We start from the raw sequence: 18,596 nt of genomic DNA, 5'->3' as shown, positions 1-18,596 counted from the left end.
ATACAAGCAAATCGATACCACACTATTCCCATGATAATTTATCTCGACGGCAGATTCGTCCCCGAGGAGGAGGCGAAGGTCTCGGTCTTCGACCACGGGCTCCTCTACGGCGACGGCGTTTTCGAGGGGATACGGGCCTACAACGGCAGGGTCTTCCGTCTCGACGAGCACATCGCACGGCTCTACGACTCGGCGAAGGCGATCGACCTCGCCGTCCCGATCACGAGGGAGGAGATGGCCGAGGCGATCAAGGAGACGCTCCGGAAGAACAACCTGCGGGACGCCTACATCCGCCCGATCGTGACGAGGGGCAAGGGCGACCTCGGTCTCGACCCCCGGAAGTGCGAAAAGCCGACCGTCATCGTCATCGCCGTCACCTGGGGCGCGATGTACGGCGACCTCTACGAGAAGGGGCTCCGGGCGGTCTGCGTCTCGGTCCGCCGCACCCCGCCGGAGTCGATGCCGCCGAACGTCAAGAGCCTGAACTATCTGAACAACATCCTCGCGAAGATCGAGGCGAACTACCGCGGCGTCGACGAGGCGATCTTCTTCGACACCAAGGGCTACATCGCCGAGGGCTCGGGGGACAACATCTTCGTCGTCAAGGACGGCGCCATCGTCACCCCGCCGACCCTGAACAACCTGCGCGGCATCACCCGGGCGGTCGTCCTCGAGATCGCGGAGTCGATGGGCATCACCCTCCTCGAGCGGAACCTGGGCTACTTCGACCTCTACACCGCCGACGAGGTCTTCGTCACCGGAACCGCGGCGGAGGTCGGCCCGATCCGCGAGATCGACGGCCGCGTCATCGGGAACGGCAAGCCCGGCCCCGTCACCCGGCAGCTGATGGCGGCCTTCAAGACCGTCACCCAGAAGGAAGGAAGCCCGATCGGCGAGTGAGGAGAACCGGGCCGGCCGGGATTTCCCAGGCATAACTTTTTTATCCGCACACGCCCAAGTTGTATAGCACTTCGGTGCATCAATTCGCTGCTATAGTGTAGGGGCCAATCATGTCGGCCTTTCACGCCGACGACAGGGGTTCGAATCCCCTTAGCAGCATCTTGTTTTGAGGGCAAAAACTCTGCTGTCACACCTAAAACTGCGGGCAGAAAGACTGTTTTATGACAGTGGAACCACGATTCAGAGCTCTGACCATCCACGATCACACATTCCACAACCAGATTTAACAGGGTTCGGAGAATTACGATTAACCGGTACTGCGAGGACTATACGATTCATATAGGCTCTACGTCGTTTCATTCTGGGTTAATAACTATCCTCACAATGAGGAGGGTAGATCAATGAAAAGAAGTTGAAGATTTTAGTACAACCCCCGCACTAAATCCACATCAGTCATCTAATCCAAAATGCTTTGTTAATCTGTCTAGTGTGAACTTATTTCTTAATTTAAATGCACTATTTTGATTAGCAGACAATCCCTTTTCCCAATATGGCTGATCTTCTGGGCTTGTAGTTATCCACCTAACGCGAACCAGGTACTCACACATTTTGGGATCATCCGAGTATTCTTTTATTGTTTCGCACTTCAATGGGACGTCTAAAATTGGAACACCTTTTTCTCCTTCCAAAACGAAAAAATCCGTAATAGGGACGCTATTTGCTAGTACTTCTCCTACACCAAGGTACCCTCTTTTTGGGAGCATCGCAAATACTCTTGCTCCCGGGAATAGGTTATTGAGAGTTTGATGATACCACTTTCCTCTTCCCGCAGAAATAAAACCATATTTTATCGAATCTTCCCACGTTGATATTCCGTCGTATTCATCAATATTTACAACAAAATCACGGCCGTTCCAACCTTCTCCTTTATTTTGAAACCTTGAGTTACTTGACTTCTCCTCAACTTTAACGGGATCAATCAACCAACTGCGCGTCAAATAGTCTGATCCCAAGTCGGTAAAAAATCTGAAGAACACAGCGTTAATTGGGACGTAATAGTTATCAGATAGATAATTCAGTATTCTTTCTGTTTCGTTATCGAGCTCCGAGCATACAATCAGCATGTTATGCTCTTGATTGATCATTTCGGGAGGTGCAATTCCAAATTTTTCGGCGAAGAGGGATTCAAAATCCATTTCATGGTAATCTTGGCAATAATTTTTTACATCATCGTATGACAAGTCTTTAACCCACGAAGCATAATCCAAAATTTGTGCTATTACTTCCCGGGGGGCCCTATCTCTCTTCAATTCAATGATAGTGAGTTTCCCGTCTTTGTTAATCGCTAAAAGATCGATGTACTTCCCAAAAATCGTAGGCACCTGTCTTCCAATTAACAACAGATCCTCATCGAGAATTGAAATGTCATCAGTGAGGATGTCTTCAAGCCTTCTTTCAGAATTAATTGAAGAATACTCTATTCTTTGTGCTTTATTGGATGAAATGTTCCAGAGACCAACCTCTATTGGCATATTACCACACACAGAAGTTATTTTATTACAATTAATCCTTTTCCGAATTTGTCAGACATAAATATTCCTAATCTCACGGAACGGATAAGCAGGATTCTGATATGGCTTTCCGACGGCTAAATCGAATAGGTGGAACAGGGCGGTTCCTCCACCGGTTGGAAGAGACAAATCATCCAGCAAATCCCCCCTCTGCCACAGACAGACAGCATTCCTCAACTCGTGAGCATCCAGAACCATAAACACGCTTGCCACGAGCACGACTCCAGCAAGCAGCAAGTTGAGGAACTCAATCAGCCTGTCAGGCAATATGGGAAGAGAGCGACTAAAAACCTTCAGAGCAATCGTATTTCGGAAGATACATCATCACTAAAACAGAGCATCTGATAGTATGTCTTTAACAGAGATAGGCTGCTGTGGGGCGTATTGCGGGACATGCAAGGTACTGAAGGGACAAACGTGCAAAGGATGCAAACTCGGCTACGATACCGGCGAGCGGGATATCGACAAGGCCAGGTGCAGGATAAAGGTGTGCTGCATGAAGAAAGGCTACACATCCTGTGCGGATTGTCCCGAGCTCCAGGGATGCCGGACACTGAACGAATTCTATACCAAAAACGGGTACAAATACAAAAAGTATAAGCAGGCAATCGAGTTCATCGGACAAAACGGGTATCCTGCATTTCTCAAGATAGCCGATACCTGGACGAATGCCTACGGAAAATACGAAAATAAGTGACCGGGAGGGGTTCTCCGGATATTACTCTCCCACACCCCGGGCACCGGCCGGGCAGCGATCCCCTCCGAGCAGCAAGGAGGCTGCAGCGGGCAGGCAGTGCCGCCCCCTCGACCACATAGCCATCCAGTATGTTTTAGCCCGGAGCCAGGACACCGCGAGGGTGCGGGCAGTCGCAAACCCCCTGTCAACACCTGATGCCGTATCAGCGCACCTTTTCCAGAAGCCTATTGATGATCCCGGGTAGCCTGATACCGAGAAGCCCCAGGCTCACAACCATATCGCCGAGCAGGGGATGGCTGTCACAATAGTCGACCGCCCGCGGGCTGGTCAAGACCGTGACGAGCCTCCTCGGCACCCAGCCCATTCGCCACCGCCTGGATTTACCACCCATCAGCGATATCAGCCCGTTCAGGTAGACGTTCTGCCGCTTCCAGTCGTGAGTCCTGTGATCGTATCCGGAGAGGAGGTCCAGCTCGGCCGCGCTATCATCGATGCCCGTGATGATACCGTCCTCAACGGCCTTCTCGTAGAGGTTGGTTCCGGGCAGCAGCACTAGGTTGTAGGCCCGCAGGAAGAACGGATACGGCAACTTCTCCAGAAGGCGCACGCCATCAATCAGGTCCTGGCGCTGCTCGTAGGGATTTCCAAGAATCAGGAAATATATCACAGATTCCGGCGCATGAGCGTGAATGGCGGATGCTGCCCGGCACTGCATCTCGTCGGTGATGTGGCGATGGAAGACCTCCCGCCGGACCCTCTCACTGCCGCTCTCCAGGCCGACGTCGAGCTGATGCATGCCGGCCTTCGTCGCCAGGGCCATCTTCTCCTCGATGATCTGTCGCGGGGACGCCATGCACTCGAACGGAAGCCCCACCGCATCCGGGTAAGTCCCGGCAAACTCCCGCATCTCGTCCTCAGAGCGAGCGAAAAAGTCCTCGTCGGTGAAGTAGAAGTATGTTAACTGTGGGAAAAGTTGCTGATATACTCTCGCGGCTTCTACGAACCGGGGAATGGACATCTTTCTCACAAAACGGCCTTTGCCCCGGTAAATTACCTTGAGCCGGGAGTTCGAACAGTAGGCGCAACTGTTGTTGCATCCGCGGCTCCCGCTGAAGAGAACGATCCCCTTTTGCTTCATCCTGGTGTTCGGTACCAGCGCCCCCGTCTGGTCCAGGACATACTCATTCTCGAAAGCGAAATCAAGAAACGGCAGATCATCCAGATCGGCGATCAGGGGCCGGAGATCGTTTAAGACGGTTTCGCCGTCAGAGAGGTAGCCCCCATTGGGAATATCCGCAAATCCTCTGCCCGACGCCACCCGTTCTGCAAGGTCGAGCATGAACTCCTCGCCTTCACCCCGGCAAACGAGATCCGCATGTCCCGTGCAATCCCCCGGAAAGAGTGTGGGATGAACCCCTCCCCAGACGATCAGTCTCCCAAGAGGGCGGAGCCCTTCGATCAGTGTCTTGGCTCTCGCTGAACCCCGGGACATCGAGCTGATCCCGATGATCTCGGAGTCCCCGACAACCGCAGCGATCTCACGTATCACCTGATCGGTCATGGGCACATCGGATGCACCGGCGAACACCATCGTAGTCTTGTATCCCCCTTCACGGAGCACTGAAGAGATACTCCTCATGCCGATGGCCCAGGACTCATCGTCCGTATTGATCAGCGTGATCTGCATGGCTCACCCAGAATAGTAAAATTCAGTATATAATCTTTCGCCCGCCGGGTTGCCGGGGAACCAAGGTTTCACAATAATTGAACTGTCTAAAAGAAGCGGATTCCTCAACGGATTCCCGGGAAGGGTGACGGAGGACTGTAGTCCGGGAAGGTATTCCGGCCGTGGAGAAAGAACGAGTCTCGCTGCAGTATACCGCCTACGGGGCCGGAGCGGGCACAACCAGAATCAATAACAATGAAGCGGTGGTGACGGCCCTGAGAAATCGCCAGCAGTTCCTGTGTAGAGACCGGTTCCGCCGTCGCCACCCCTCCCGGAACATCGCTTCAACCACAACCCTCCGGAGGCAAAGAGCCAGGTCCGGGTGATGCCAGGATCAGGGTCCTCAGCGAGATGGCCCGACAGATGAAGGGTTCGGCAGGTAGAGCCACGCCGTGCGCCCGGCCGGCCCCCTGCACAAACGTGGTGGCTGAGATTGTTCTGACTGCCCGGCTCTTACACCGGGCCAGCCCGGTACTGCCCCTTCGGCACCGTGATCTCGAACCGTGCCCCCCTGCCTGCATCCCCGGTCTCCCGGATCGCGATGCCGGTGAGAGCAAGGATCTCACGCGTGAGGAAGAGCCCGAAACCGGTGTTCTTCCCAAACCCCCGCTCAAATATCTTCTCCTTGAGACCGGCCGCAACACCGCCGCCGGCATCCTCGCAGACGACGACGCAGTCTCCGTTGCGAATCTCGGACGTAAACCGGACTGTCGTGGTCTTCTCCCCGTGGCGAAGGGAGTTGTCAATCAGGTTGAAGAAGACCTCGGTTATGAGGGGATCGGCAAGCACCCCCATCTCTTCGGGGATCTCATTCTCCAGCGCGACCCCGTCGAGGCTGGCGCTCCTGCCCGCACCCGTCACGAGCATCCGGAGGTCGTGCCAGACGGGGAGATGCATACCGACCTCCTCGTAATCCCTCGTGAACTGTATCAGGGATGAGATCCGGCTGCTTGCCGTGGCAACCCGGGACAGCAACTCCGCGTATGAGGGATCGAGATCCTTCTCCTGCAGGAACGCGAGATACCCGTTCAGGATCTGGAGCTGGTTGTTGATGTCGTGCCGGGTGATGCCCGAGAGGAGGTTGAGTTTCTTGTTTGCCTGCTGAAGCGCCTCTTCCGCCTGCTGCCGCTCGGTGACGTCCCGGAGCGAGATCAGGATCGACGGGGCGCCGTTGAAGACGATGGCCTTCCCGAGGCTCTCGATCCACCGGTTCTCCTGCTTCATCGTGACGATCCGGTATCGGGCGACGTACCCGTCCATCCCTCCTGCCACGTTCGCAAAGTCCCTGACCGCATCCCCCTGCGACGCGGGGGCGATGAACTCCATCACGTTCCTCTTCCCGATCAGCCCGGCGGGGTCGCCTGCACCTACAAGCCGGCCCGCGGCATGGTTCGCAAAGAGGATCTTTCCTTCGTGATCAAGGATGAGAATGCCGTCGAGCGAATGCTCCACGAGAGCCCGAAACTTCTCTTCACTCTCTGACCGGGCCGCAAGAGCGTTCATACGCCCGACCTCGGCCGCCGCTTTCGCAGCGACGATCTCGATGATCTCCCGGGCGGACGGCGGCAGGTTGAGCGGGGCCCTGCTCAGGATACAGAGGATCCCAACGACCCGCCCCTCGTCATTGCGCAACGTTGCTCCGACGTAGCCCTGGATGTTGAGGTCGCGAAGGTCACGGCTGTTGGGGAAGAGCCGGGCGGCGTTGTCGGGGTACAGGCAGAACCCCTTCTTTGCGGTATTCTCACAGGGCGTACCCTTCAGGGTATAGGAGTAGTCCGGAACCTTCTTGCCGTCGAGGAGCATGGAGAGCAGCCGGACATGCTCACCATCCGGCGTGATCTCGCTGATCATGACGCAGTCGGCTTCAAGCCAGGCACTGAGGCTCTCCGTTATCCGGTCGAGCGACTCCATCCCGGTTGCACCCACCATGCCGGCGACCAGGGTATGGAGCGCCGACTCCGCAGCCCGCTGTCCCGTGATGTCGCGGACGACCGAGATCGTGGTCTGCTGTCCTTCGAGATCGAGCAGGCTGGTGCTGATGTCGAGGATCTTCTCCTGGTTGTCTCTCGTCCGGTAGGGGGTCTGGAGGACTGCGTGCCTGTCCCGTATAATGTCCTGAACAATCCCGGGAGCCCTTACCTGCATCTCGGGAGTGTCGAGATCGACGAGACTTGCGCCTAGAACCTCGTCCCGTGTCATACCAAGGATCCGGCAGGCCGATTCGTTGACGTCGATGAACCTTCCCGGCCCTCTCGGGGTGAGCTCATTGATCAGCACGCCTTCGTTGGCATTCTCCAGAATGAGCCGGTAACGCTCCCCGCTCTCCCGGATCGCCTCCTGCGCTTTTTTGTTTTCCGTAATATCCTCGATCGTCGTGAGGATGTGAGGCACGCCGCCGATCGGCACGATACTCGAAGAGAACCGGCAGGTCCGGATCTCCCCGCCCTTGTTACGGCACCGCAACTCCATGCCGAGCACGGAATGCTCGACCCGGAGCTTCGAGACGAACCGGGCGTTTTCGTCATCATCGACAAAGAAATCCATTCCCCCTGCGGTTTTACCGATCACTTCCTCCCGGGTATACCCGGAGTTACGGAGAAATGCATCGTTGACATCGGTGAAGACACCGCCGGATGCCGATGTAAGGGTCAATGGGACAGGATTGCTCCGAAAGACCGTGGTAAACTTATGCTCCGACTCGCGCAACTCCTTCTCCGCCTGCACGCGTTCGGTGATATCCCGAAGGGAGAGGAGCATGGCCGGCGAACCATGCAGGAAGATCGCTCTCCCGATGCACTCAATCCACTTCGTCCGGTCAGCAAGGGTGATGATCCGGGATTTCACCAAAATCGGGTCATGCCCCTCCACGGCCCTGTGGAAATCGCTGGTCGCGCCCTCTCTAAACTCCGGGGCGACAAAATCCAGCACGTTGAGCCCGCTTTCCGTGTTCAGGCCGCCTGCGCTATCGACGATATCGGCCGCCCGTGGATTGGCATACAGGAGCTTTCCGGTAAGATCGACGATGACGATCCCCTCGCTCGACTGTTCCACGACCGCCTGGAACATCTCGGTGCTCTCACGAAGCGCCTGCTCCTTCTTGATGAGCTGTTCGTAATTCTCGCGAAGTTCTTCTTCGGCAACGGTAACCTTCGCGTAGGCAGCATGCAGTTCATCTGTGGCCTTCTTCCGCTCCGTGTTGTCGAGAAACGTCTCAAGCAGGCATTCCCGTCCGTTGAGATTGAACGGGACGACATGCTTTATGATATCGATCTCCCTCCCATCGGCGGCGAGCAGCGTGCGCTCGGAGTTGTCCAGTTCCTGGTGCAGATCCGTGATCGGGCACCTGCCCCGTTCTGCCGGGCAGATGTGGCGGTGGCAGGTCTTGCCGATGATCTGATCCCTGCTCGCCCCGATCATCTCCGCAGCAGCAGGATTGATCTCCACGATCTCGTGTGTCGCGGCGTCGACGATGACGATCCCGCCCTGAATCGATGCGTAGATCTGGTGGAGATAGTCACGGCTCTCGGCAAGCGCTGCCTCCATCAGTCTCCGATCGGTGACGTCCTTGAAGATCCCCCGGGTATACTGGCATCTTCCGTCCACCATCCTGCAGCTCGCCACACCCTCGACGTAGACTTTCCTGCCGTCCCGGGCTCTGAAGACCGCTTCGATGAGCCCTACGTTCTCACCGTCCATCACCCGCCGGAACGTCTCGGCACAGTGATCTGCGCTATCCTCATGGATGATCTCGAAGATTGTAAGGCTCGGGAGTTCCTCCGCCGTATACCCGAGCGTATCCAGCCATTTCGTATTGACGAAACGGAAGTGCCCGTCAGGGGCGACGCTCTGGATCAGGTCGCTGGCGTTCTGGAGATCCAGGTAGTGCTCCTCCTGCTCCGCAAGAGTTATCTCCGCCCGCTTCCGTCTCACCGCCTGCCGGACCTTGTGCGCGAGCTCGGCGAACTGGGCTTTCGGATCCCCACCTTTCTGGACGTAGAAGTCGGCACCGTTGTTGATGGCTTCGATCACGACCTCCTCGCGGCCCCGGCCGGTGAACAGGATAAAGGGTACATCGCCGAACTCTTGCCGGACAGCCTTCAACAGTGCGATCCCGTCCATCTCCGGCATCTGGTAATCGGCGATGATGGCATCGTAGGATCGGATTGCAGGGTCTGATAGGACTTCCAGTGCCGATGTCGAGATTGCGACCCGAAACTCCCCCTCTCTCTCCAGGAAGAGCCGGGCAAGCTCAAGGAGGCCAGGCTCGTCGTCAACGTAGAGGACTGATATCATACAGCACACTCCTCGTGCTCCTCTGGCTTGGCATGCAGGGCAGCATGTCCCCAGGAGAAAAACACTGCTGTATTCATCCCCTGAACTCCGCCGGAGAGATCGATGCAGTGTATTATCACATTCCACTATATATATGTTACATTAGGATACCGTGAAAGATATTCGGAGTTTCTGAAAAAAATAGTATAAATATTTTGAATATGCCCTCTTATCCACGGGAAATTTTTCCGTGCCGCCAGATTGCAGGCAATTATTTTGCATCCCCCGACGATCCTCCCCGGCCACACCAACAGCCGCGCCCTCACGACCCCTCGATCAAAAGGAAATGGACACAAGTATAAGGAAGGAGGTAAAGATCTCCTTGAAAGCGATGATCGAGGAAAACCGGGCGTCCGGACTTCCTGAGCGTGGAGAAGAAGACGCAAATACCGGCGTTTTCACCTTCAATCCACGAACATTCTGCATCTCCCGGGCCACCGATGCTTTCTCCGGCATGCTCGGCTACTCGCCGGAAGAACTCGTCTCCTTCACTCTCTCCAGGATATGGCCGGACGAGGTGGAGCGGGAGCGATTCGTCCGGTCGATCGACGTGCAAAAGGCGGTCGCAGAGTATCCCGCCGACCTGCTCTGCCGCGACGGCACGCTTCTCCCGGTGACGATCGCCGCATCCTCCTTTCCGGACACGGATATCACCTGCATCGTCTCTTTTCGCCCCCGCGAACAGGAGGAGTACCTGCAGATCTTCAACTCCCTCATGGATGCCGTCCTCATCCTCGACTGGGACGGCACCGCCCGGTTTGCCAATACCGCGGCCGCAACCCTCGTCGGCCTCTCCTCGCCGGCCGAGCTCCTCGGCCGAACCCCGCTGCAGTTCGTCCACCCGGACTACGCGGAGGCCGTCGTCCGCGACCTCACGAACGTGCGCTCCGGGCACGACGGCTACCTCGCCCACTACCTGATGCGGGATCTCCACGGGAACGACAGGTGGATCGAGGGGCTCGGTTCGAGCATCACGTTCAAAGGCCGGGAAGCAAACCTCGTCACGCTCCGCGACATCACGGAGCGAAAGAGCGTCGAAGGCGAACTCGCCCGAACCAACCAGCAGTTCCGCGACCTCTACCGCCTCGTCCGGATGATGTGCGACAACGTCCCCGATCTCATATGGGCAAAAGACATGGAGAGACGGTACCTCTTCGCGAACAAGGCCATCTGCGAGAAACTCCTGAACGCTGCCGACACCGACGAGCCGCTGGGCAAGACGGATATATTCTTTGCCGGGCGTGAACGGCAGGCTCATCCCGATAACCCTGCCTGGCACACCTTCGGCGAGATCTGCCGCGACTCCGATGCAGTCGTCATGGAGAGCGAGGAACCGGAGCGGTTCAATGAGTATGGGAATGTAAAGGGAGACTTTCTCTTCCTCGATGTCAGCAAGGCCCCGTTCCGGGACGAGAACGGACAGATGCTTGGAACCGTGGGGTGCGGCCGCGATGTGACCGAGGAGCGGCGGGTGGAGGAGAGGCTCCGCTGGAACGAGGCGCTGCTCTCCCGGATGGCCCAGGCCTCCCCGCTCGCCTATTTGGTCGTCGACAACCGGACAGACGAGATCCACTATTTCACCAGCAGGTTCTGCGAGATGTGGGGGATCTCACACCTGGAGGAGGAGATGCGGGCGGGAAAGATCCGGAACAGCGATATCATCCCCCTCTGTGCCTCGCTCGTCAGAAACCCGGAGACATTTGCCGTGCTCCCCCCACCGCTCCAGGATGAAACCGACCGGCCGGTCATCGAGGGTGAGATCGAGTTCATCGACGGGCGGTGTATCCGGCGTTTCTCCACCCAGATCCGCGACGCGGACGACCGTTACCTGGGGAGACTGTACCTCTTTGAGGATATCACGGAACGAAAGAAGGCATCCGAGGCCCTCCGCCGGCACGACGCCATCATGAATGCAGTGAACGTTGCGGCGGACAGGTTCCTCAAGGAGCCGGACTGGAAGGTGCAGATGCACGAGGTTCTCGAACGGTTCGGGAGAGCAGCCGATGTCAGCGGTGTGTATGTCTTCGAGAACGGCACGGACCCCGCAACCGGCAACCCCGTCTGCAGCCAGCGGTGGGGGTGGCGCACCGAGGGGGTCGCCACCGGGGTCGATGATCGGGAACTGCAGAACATTCCCTACGAGAGGATGCCCCGCTGGCATGAGGAACTCGCTGCCGGGAGGCCCATCGTCGGGCTGGTGCGGGAGTTCCCGGATCCCGAACAAACGTACCTCGAATCCCTCCAGAACCAGTCCGTTGCGGTTGTTCCGATCTTCGTCCACAGCCAGTGGTGGGGCATCATCGGGTTTGGCGAGAGACGCAGCGAGCGGATCTGGTCGCCGGCGGAGATCGAAGCGCTCCAGGCAGCGGCAAGCATCATCGGCTCGGCGATCCTCCGGACGATGAACGAGGAGGTCTACCGGAACCCGGTGGAACACTCACCGGTGGGCGTCTACCTGATGCAGGACAGGTACATGCGGTACTTCAATACGCGGTTTGCCGAGATCTTCGGGTATTCCCGCGACGAACTTCGCGGCCACGCCGCACAGATCCCCCTGATCGCCCCGGAACACCGGGAAGATCTGATGAGGCGATACCAGGCTCTTCTCTCCGGCGATACCGAGTCGGAGCATCACGAGTTCTGCGGCGTGCACAAAGACGGGCGGATCATACTCCTCGAAAACTTCGCAACCCGTCTCCAGTTCGAGGGGCGGCCGGCGATCATCGGCAGCCTGATGGATGTAACCGACCGAAAACGGGCGGACGAAGCGCTGAGGAACTCGGAGGAACGGCTGAAGGTGATCTTCGATTACGCCCCGGACGCCTTCTTCCTTGCGAGTGTGGACGGGGTTCTGATCGACGCAAACCGGGCGGCCGAGAAACTGTCGGGCATCCCGAAGGAGGAACTCATCGGCAAGAGCATCGCCGATGCCGGACTCGTGTTGCAGGAGGAACTCTTCAAGATGGAGGCGATGCTCGGCCAGCTTGCGGCCGGAACCGCTGCCGGCCCGACCGAGTTCAACTATCTCCGCAGGGACGGCACCCGGGTCACCGTGGAGGTAGCGGCATTCCCGGTGACGATCGATGGCCGGCAGTTGGTGCTCGCAAGCGCCCGCGACACCTCGGAGCGGCAGCAGCTGGAGAACCTCAAAAAGAGAGCGTTCATTCAGATCGAGGAGAATCTCGAGCAACTTGCCGTCCTCAACGACTCCATCCGCAACCCCCTCACCGTCATCATCGGCCTTGCGGAGATGAGGGGGGAGGAGATCGACGGAAAGATCGTGGATCAGGCCTGGGCCATCAACGCGATCATCGATCAGCTCGACCAGGGATGGCTGGTCTCAAGGAAAGTGAAGGAATTTTTGAAGAAGCATTACAGGTGAGAGGCGGGCAATTGGGTCTGTGGCCGGGACTCACGACAAAGAGAGGCAGCCCCCTGCCGGAAGGGGGCTGTCAGGCAAAGTCGCCTTCTTCCATCAGCCGGGAGGCATTCCTCATACCGTAAGCATCCAGGACCAGAAACGCACCGGCCATGAGCACGATCCCGGCGAGCAGGAAGACGAGGAGATCGACCAGCCCCTCGGGCAGGATCACGGCGAGAACCCCGAGAACCAGCGAACTGACGCCCAGGCCAAGCGTGTACCAGAAGCCGTTCGGTAAATTCCCTCGCTCCCGAACTACCCGCAGCAGCGTGACGGCGGCGCTGGAGAAGAACCAGACCATGAGAACCAGCAGGATGAGGACGAGATACAGCTCCCAGAAGACAAAGAGAGCGATCCCTGCAAACGCCACGAGACTCCCCCATAGTACGTCCTTGCTTGCATACTCCTTCCTCTTCCTCTGTCGGATGCCTTTACCGATCGTGAGAAGGCCGATAACGAGAAGAAGGGAGGGCAGGATCAGAGCAAAGATGGATGTAACGTCGTAGAATGCCAGGAAGAGAAGAATGGCGGCTATCGCCCACAGAAGCGCTCCAAAGCCCATCCGGAGCCCCCAACTTATCCGTTGATCGAGAAGGCGCTGCATGGGGTCTTTTCGTGTTGCATCCCTGCCGGTTACGAGAATGGTCTCCATGGTTTCGTGAATCATGAGCACCAGGGGGGCATCGTCGATCAGGTGCATGATGGGGTTTTTCTCAGGGTCGTACCGGTCCATGTGGACATGGTACTCCGACGCCGTCTCGTGCGCATGGTACTGCCCTCTCCGGTAACTCGCGATGGTCTCGGGGCTCGGCACGTTGATGGCCGACCGTTTCCAGGCCGGCTCGAGCGGCTCGGTCACCAGGGCCTTCGGGACGACGACCTGGAAGACCCCCTGGTGCAGTGCATCGAGATACGACTCAAGCGTGCTCAACAGGTTCCCCCCTCATCCCATACGACAATGCCGAAGCATACAGAATGGCCGGATCACGCCTCCTCCAGGTCACGGGATGAGGCGTGGTCGTCCGAGACGGCTGAATGCGGCCGTCCCGCCCGGCGTATGAGGTAGTAACCGCCGGAGAGCGCGATGACGACCAGCGCGATGCCGATGAGTTCGCCTGCCGTCGACGTATCGAGGAGGATGACTTTCCTTGCGATGGCGATGATCGCGACGAGGAGGATGACCTCGACGTGGAACTCTCTCCTGTCCAGGTACGCTTTTATCGTCTCCAGGAGTTCCAGGCCGATGAGAACCAGCAGGAAGTACCCGAGAAGACCGAACAACTCGCCGCTGTCCAGCCGGTAAACGGACTCCTGGAACAGCCCTATGAAGACCATCCACCCCAGCTCGACGAGGGTGAAGAACAGCAGCACAACCAGGAATAGAATGAGCACGATATAGGTGAAATGCTCAAACCGTTCCACGAAACGGCGCATGAATAAAAGTCATGCTGTTCCGTATAAATAAATGTCGGAGATCGCGCTGTTTCACCCAGTTCCACAAAATCAGCCTCAATTGTGTATATCCGGTTCGGACCGGCCGGATCTTTCCTGAATGCCAGGACGGGTTCTGCGCCCGGAGGGGTCGGGCGCCGGGATCGCGATGGAAGAAGGGTTATACTCCGGTTTCAGTCGATCGCTGCTCCTGGCAGATGCAGAAATAATCCGGCGAGTTAACGTATCGAAATTCATCGAAGAGTAATGGAAAATCAACCATTTCAATAAAAAAGTGCCTTGAAATACCGAATGAAAACGAAATTATTATATATAATCATCCAGAAGTCCTCTTTGCCCCCGGGCAGGAGGTGTTCGTCTGTTTGACTGGGTATTGTTCCTCAACATTCTCATCGCAGTCCTCCAGGCAATCGTTTCGAATCTTCCGGTATGAAGACGACAGCGTTCATCAAATTGCGGCATCAGCCCGGTGTCGCACTCACCAACTCACTTTTATGAGTGTGGCTCTACGTTCCGGGCCATAAGTGTACGGCGCCTGTTTCGAGAGAAGAGAATGCAGTCATGGAATGTTGAGACGCTGTCGGCCACCTCCTCCGCCCACGCCGTTGTTTTCACAGGTGCCGCCACCGGCGTTCACGAAATGCAAATACACCTCAAAAACGGCGCAATTCCGCAATTTATTCCAAAAATTGGTGATATTGCAAAAAAGACAAATGGAAAAGTCTATTATAAGGTGGACCTAAGTGTTCTTGCCTGTTGGTACGGTGTTCTCTGTTAGACGGAGTAACGTCCATCAACATTCTCATCGCAGTCCTTCAGGCTATCATTACAAAATTACCGGATAACAATATCAGATCACGTCTCATTCCATAGATAGAACTGGTGTCCAATTATCAATTCAGTTCAATCCACTACGTCACCCCCATGTAACTTGCAGGACGAAGGGGGGCAGAGCAGGATGTCACCGGTCTTGGGGGCAGGGAAGACGCAAGGAGTCTTTTATGCCCCGTAGACCGGTCTTCTACACACCTCTGTGACGCAGGAAGCCACACCCTTCGGGGAGCGGCAGTTCACAGTTCAACTACGTAGCGGTCGCGCCCGGAGAGATCGCTCTCCCGCGAATTGCGGGGACGCGTCCCCCGGGATCATGCCGGAACCGGCGCAGCCTCTACATCGCTATCGATTCTGCCACCCGCACGAGTTCATCTCTGCCGAGTATCCCACCCGTGACCAGATAGGAGTATTCCCCGGAACGCCAGCGGAGCTGATCCCTCCCGCCGGTGAAGACATATTCGGCATCCCGGCCACCGGAGAGGAGCACCGCCTCAGACGTCCCGGGGAGAACCGCTTCCTCCCGGTACGGGTCGTAGAGCCGTTCCACGATCTCCAGTTCCCCGGTGCCGTCCGTGAACCGGAGCGTGGTATAGGCGCCGGGGAGGAGCGTCCCTTCTTTGAAGACATAACCCTTCGGGAGGTAGGACGGCACCAGGGAGTCAGCATCGTAGCGCCGGGCGTCGTCGACACTCCATAGGAAGAGCGGCGTGATCGCGGCCGTCGGCATCGGCCGGACCTCGACGCCTGCCGGCGGATCGAAGACGAAGAGGTCGTCCGGGAGCCCGGTGTTCGCCGAGGGATCGGTATATTCGACAGAGAGAATCAGATTCTCGTCTTTACCATACATCTCCACGCCGAGGAGGAGCCAGGTTTCGGCGTCGATCCATGCCCGGAAGCGGTACACCCCCTCCCGGTGGCGGGTGGGCGCTTCAAAGAGTTTTGATCCGCCCGCAACCTCAAGGATATAAGCGGTGTGGCCGCCGACAGATTCGCTGCCCCGGTAGGAGGCGTTCTGCTCCTCAAGCGACTCCGCGACCGTTTCGGCGTATCCCCGGACTTCCTCCGCCCAGCCGGGGTAGGGAGGTTCGGAGAAGGCAGCCTGTATATACGGCCCCGCGACCGTCTGCGCCGTCCGGGTTGCCGGGTCGTAGCGCCACTTCCGGGTGCCGTTCGAGACGACGACCGTCCCCGCGAGGTCCGTGGGTTTCAGGAACTCCAGCCGGTAATTCTCAGGGTCTTTCTGGAGCAGCCTCGCGGTGACGTTCTCAGAACCGGCCGCTACCGCTACGGTGGCAGAGAAGTCCGTCGCCTGCTCCTCTGCCGCGATGAACCGGGCGGCAATCTCGTCCGCCGGCGGCGGGTCCGCGGCGGTGTCGAGGCACCCGGCGGCGCAGGCGAGGAGGAGGAGAGCGAGTGCTAAATGCTTCATTTACAGGCCGCCCCCGTCACGATGAAGAGCAGTCCGACGAGCGGCATGAGGAGAAGAGTATACAGGACCATGGCAATCGCCATGAAACCCGGCACAGGTGTCCCGGGAACAAAGGCGCAGAACGCGTTAGCGGCCAGGATGAGGGACAGGACGCTGACAAGGGCGGAGATAGCGATCGGCATCATTACCCCGTTCCGGCAGTCATCCGGGAAAGAGTAGAAGAACAATGCTGCCGCCGGAGGAAGCAGGAATAGGAATACATGGTTCCCGATATCAGGAACCGTCACGACCCACCTGGTGATTCCCGTCCAGAGCGCAAGAGCGGTGCAGACGGCCGCGAACGGGATGCCCCAGAACCACCGGGGCGACTCGTGCCGCATTGCCCGCAGGAACTGAACCGACCCGGCGAGCGAGACGAGCGAGAGCAGGATGATCACACTCCCGGAACCGATGGAGCCGTGGGATGCGAGCGTCACCGGCATGACCGCCCAGAGGAAGAAGAAGACCGCGCTCGTGGCGACGAGCGGGGCGAGTTTCATCCCCGCCTCACCCCCCGGCGCAGGAGCGCGATACCGCAGGCGGCCGTCGCCGCGAGCGCCCCGAACCCCGGAGCGCGGACGGGCGCCGTCCACCCGTTCTCCCCGAACGACCGGGTCGTCCCGGCAAGGACGTAACCGCCGTCGGCCGTCGCAGCGAGGGCCGAGATATCGTCGGTCGCATCGCCGCCGAAGGAACGGGCGGCGGTGACGTCACCCCTATGGTCCACGAGCACCAGCCACCCATCGTGCGGCCCCCCGGCGTAGACCGTGCCGGTGAAGGCATACTCCCCCGGAGACGGTGCGACCGCCGACGTGATCGGGAAGACGCCGGGAATCTCGGGCGTCACGGCCCAGGCGACATCCCCGGTCCCGCCGAGTCTGGTGAGACAGGGGCCGGGGAGATCGCTTCCGGGGCAGAACGCCCCGCCGGCGACGAGGTAGCCGACGGCACCTCCGCCGGGCACTTCGAGAAGAACCGCGCCGGTGCCGCCGTCCATCTCATCAAGCGTCTTCGTCCAGAGTACCTCCCCCGTCGGATCGGTCTTGAACAGTCGGATGGGCGCGGCGGTTCCGGAACGTGCCGCTTCCCAGGGGTTCCTCACCGCGGCGAGGTAGCCCCCGTCGACCGGGGTCGATATGACGCTGTCCATAATCCCGGAGTCGTTGCCGCCGATGGTTCGGTTCCACTCCTCGAACCCGTCCCGGTCGACCCTGACCAGCCATGCATCATCGGTCCCGGCATTCCTATTCCCGCCAAGGATGAACCCGCCGTCACCGGTCAGATCGACCGTCGTGAAGAGTCCGTCCCCCGGAAACGTCCGGCTCCAGACCTCCCGGCCGTCCGGCGCGACCTTGAAGAGCCAGGCACTCCGCGTATTCTTCTCCGGCGTCCAGCCGGTGCTCCCGGCGACGACGTAGTTGCCATCACCGGTCGCGACCACGGCACGCACGGTATCCCAGTCCGGCCCGCCGTAGGTCTTCCTCCAGACCTCGTTGCCGTCGGCGTCCGTCCTGAGCAGCAGGGCGTCCCGGAACCCGGTGTTTCCGGCGATCAGGTATCCCCCGTCGTCCGCCTGGAGCACTGACGCGACGTCCGCACTATCCCCGCCGGGGTAGGTCCGGTTCCAGGCCTCGTTCCCCTGCCCGTCCGTCTTGACGAGCCAGATGGAGAGGTCGTACCAGGTTGCCTGCGTGCCCGTGGGCGGGGTGGAAAATGCCTCCGCCATCGCCCGGGAGATATCAGCGAGGACGGCGTTCTCCTCGTCGGTCAGGACCGGGTTCTCCCCCGCCGCCGGGGCGAACGCGATCCGGGTCACCGCACCCTCGGTCTCGTGCACCACCGGATACTTCCGCCAGATCTCACGGAGGGACTCCTTTAATGCCTTCTTCTCTTCGTTGGAGCGGGGAGAGCGGTCGATGTAGCCGAGCAGGTTTTCCTGCTCGTCATCGGTTCCGACGAGCATGACGTAGTGGGACGATGCCTGCTTCACCGCATCGTCGATCTCAAGCCGGTCGACGGGGCCCTCCACCGGGCTCTCGGCCGGCCGGGGGGTTTCGGCAGCCGCCGGGAGGATGAGCAGGCAGAGGATGAGAATAACACGAAGATACTTCATCGGATCAACTCCGGCCTCCCGATTTTGTCAAACATCGGTCCGGCACGTCTGCCGGCAGAACGGAAGGCCTATTAATGAGCGG

The 18,596-nt window shown here is 58.6% G+C and carries 13 protein-coding genes and 1 tRNA gene; 5 read left to right on the top strand and 9 right to left on the bottom strand.

The window, feature by feature from the left end; translation table 11 throughout:
* Window positions 1–30: 30 nt before the first annotated feature.
* The gene (ilvE, locus tag MCUHO_RS00460; RefSeq protein WP_067072219.1) at window positions 31–900 is read left to right on the top strand and encodes a branched-chain-amino-acid transaminase; all 870 of its coding nucleotides are present in this window, start codon (window positions 31–33) and stop codon (window positions 898–900) included.
* Between the two features lie 86 nt (window positions 901–986).
* Window positions 987–1,059, top strand: a tRNA-Glu gene (locus MCUHO_RS00455).
* A 290-nt stretch (window positions 1,060–1,349) separates the two neighbouring features.
* Here MCUHO_RS00455 and MCUHO_RS12175 read toward each other — a convergent pair.
* Together MCUHO_RS12175 and MCUHO_RS00450 are read right to left on the bottom strand one after the other, a co-directional pair.
* A complete protein-coding gene (locus tag MCUHO_RS12175) occupies window positions 1,350–2,432 on the bottom strand; it encodes an endonuclease NucS domain-containing protein (protein WP_084385835.1) in 1,083 nt (360 codons plus the stop codon).
* Between the two features lie 51 nt (window positions 2,433–2,483).
* On the bottom strand, window positions 2,484–2,738 hold the full coding sequence (locus MCUHO_RS00450; RefSeq protein ID WP_067072217.1) for a hypothetical protein: 255 nt from the start codon (window positions 2,736–2,738) through the stop codon (window positions 2,484–2,486).
* 229 nt (window positions 2,739–2,967) lie between these two features.
* On the opposite strand from MCUHO_RS00450, the gene MCUHO_RS12885 reads away from it, so the two are divergent.
* Complete coding sequence (locus MCUHO_RS12885) at window positions 2,968–3,168, top strand: hypothetical protein (protein WP_201786407.1); 201 nt, start codon at window positions 2,968–2,970, stop codon at window positions 3,166–3,168.
* A gap of 202 nt (window positions 3,169–3,370) precedes the next feature.
* On the opposite strand, the gene MCUHO_RS00440 is transcribed toward MCUHO_RS12885, so the two are convergent.
* Entirely contained in the window at window positions 3,371–4,855 is a 1,485-nt protein-coding gene (locus MCUHO_RS00440) for a B12-binding domain-containing radical SAM protein (protein ID WP_067072213.1), read from the bottom strand.
* Between the two features lie 492 nt (window positions 4,856–5,347).
* Window positions 5,348–9,187 carry a PAS domain S-box protein gene (locus MCUHO_RS00435; protein ID WP_067072211.1) on the bottom strand — a complete coding sequence of 1,280 codons (3,840 nt, stop codon included), beginning with the start codon at window positions 9,185–9,187 and terminating at the stop codon, window positions 5,348–5,350.
* A 325-nt stretch (window positions 9,188–9,512) separates the two neighbouring features.
* Between MCUHO_RS00435 and MCUHO_RS00430 the strand changes: the two genes are divergently transcribed.
* A complete protein-coding gene (locus MCUHO_RS00430; RefSeq protein ID WP_067072209.1) occupies window positions 9,513–12,608 on the top strand; it encodes a PAS domain S-box protein in 3,096 nt (1,031 codons plus the stop codon).
* A gap of 70 nt (window positions 12,609–12,678) precedes the next feature.
* Here MCUHO_RS00430 and MCUHO_RS00425 read toward each other — a convergent pair whose 3' ends face one another.
* Window positions 12,679–13,578 (bottom strand): HdeD family acid-resistance protein, encoded by a 900-nt coding sequence (locus MCUHO_RS00425; RefSeq protein ID WP_067072207.1) that lies wholly within the window; start codon window positions 13,576–13,578, stop codon window positions 12,679–12,681.
* Between the two features lie 53 nt (window positions 13,579–13,631).
* Window positions 13,632–14,081, bottom strand: a complete 450-nt coding sequence (locus MCUHO_RS00420) for a phosphate-starvation-inducible PsiE family protein (RefSeq protein WP_067072204.1) — start codon at window positions 14,079–14,081, stop codon at window positions 13,632–13,634.
* A 571-nt stretch (window positions 14,082–14,652) separates the two neighbouring features.
* Here MCUHO_RS00420 and MCUHO_RS12695 point away from each other — a divergent pair.
* Window positions 14,653–14,877, top strand: a complete 225-nt coding sequence (locus tag MCUHO_RS12695) for a hypothetical protein (protein WP_161485857.1) — start codon at window positions 14,653–14,655, stop codon at window positions 14,875–14,877.
* 390 nt (window positions 14,878–15,267) lie between these two features.
* On the opposite strand, the gene MCUHO_RS00415 is transcribed toward MCUHO_RS12695, so the two are convergent.
* Genes MCUHO_RS00415 through MCUHO_RS00405 form a run of 3 tightly spaced genes read right to left on the bottom strand, consistent with a single transcriptional unit; the run spans window position 15,268 to window position 18,514 of the window.
* Window positions 15,268–16,362, bottom strand: a complete 1,095-nt coding sequence (locus tag MCUHO_RS00415) for an outer membrane lipoprotein-sorting protein (protein WP_067072202.1) — start codon at window positions 16,360–16,362, stop codon at window positions 15,268–15,270.
* Window positions 16,359–16,901, bottom strand: coding sequence for a hypothetical protein (locus MCUHO_RS00410; RefSeq protein WP_067072200.1), 543 nt, complete (start codon window positions 16,899–16,901; stop codon window positions 16,359–16,361). Before MCUHO_RS00410 ends, MCUHO_RS00415 begins: the two co-directional genes overlap by 4 nt.
* Window positions 16,898–18,514, bottom strand: coding sequence for a hypothetical protein (locus MCUHO_RS00405; protein ID WP_067072197.1), 1,617 nt, complete (start codon window positions 18,512–18,514; stop codon window positions 16,898–16,900). Before MCUHO_RS00405 ends, MCUHO_RS00410 begins: the two co-directional genes overlap by 4 nt.
* Window positions 18,515–18,596: the final 82 nt, after the last annotated feature.

The organism is Methanoculleus horonobensis, assembly GCF_001602375.1.
Taxonomy (GTDB): Archaea; Halobacteriota; Methanomicrobia; order Methanomicrobiales; family Methanoculleaceae; genus Methanoculleus; species Methanoculleus horonobensis.
This window is presented reverse-complemented; position numbering and strand designations above follow the sequence as displayed.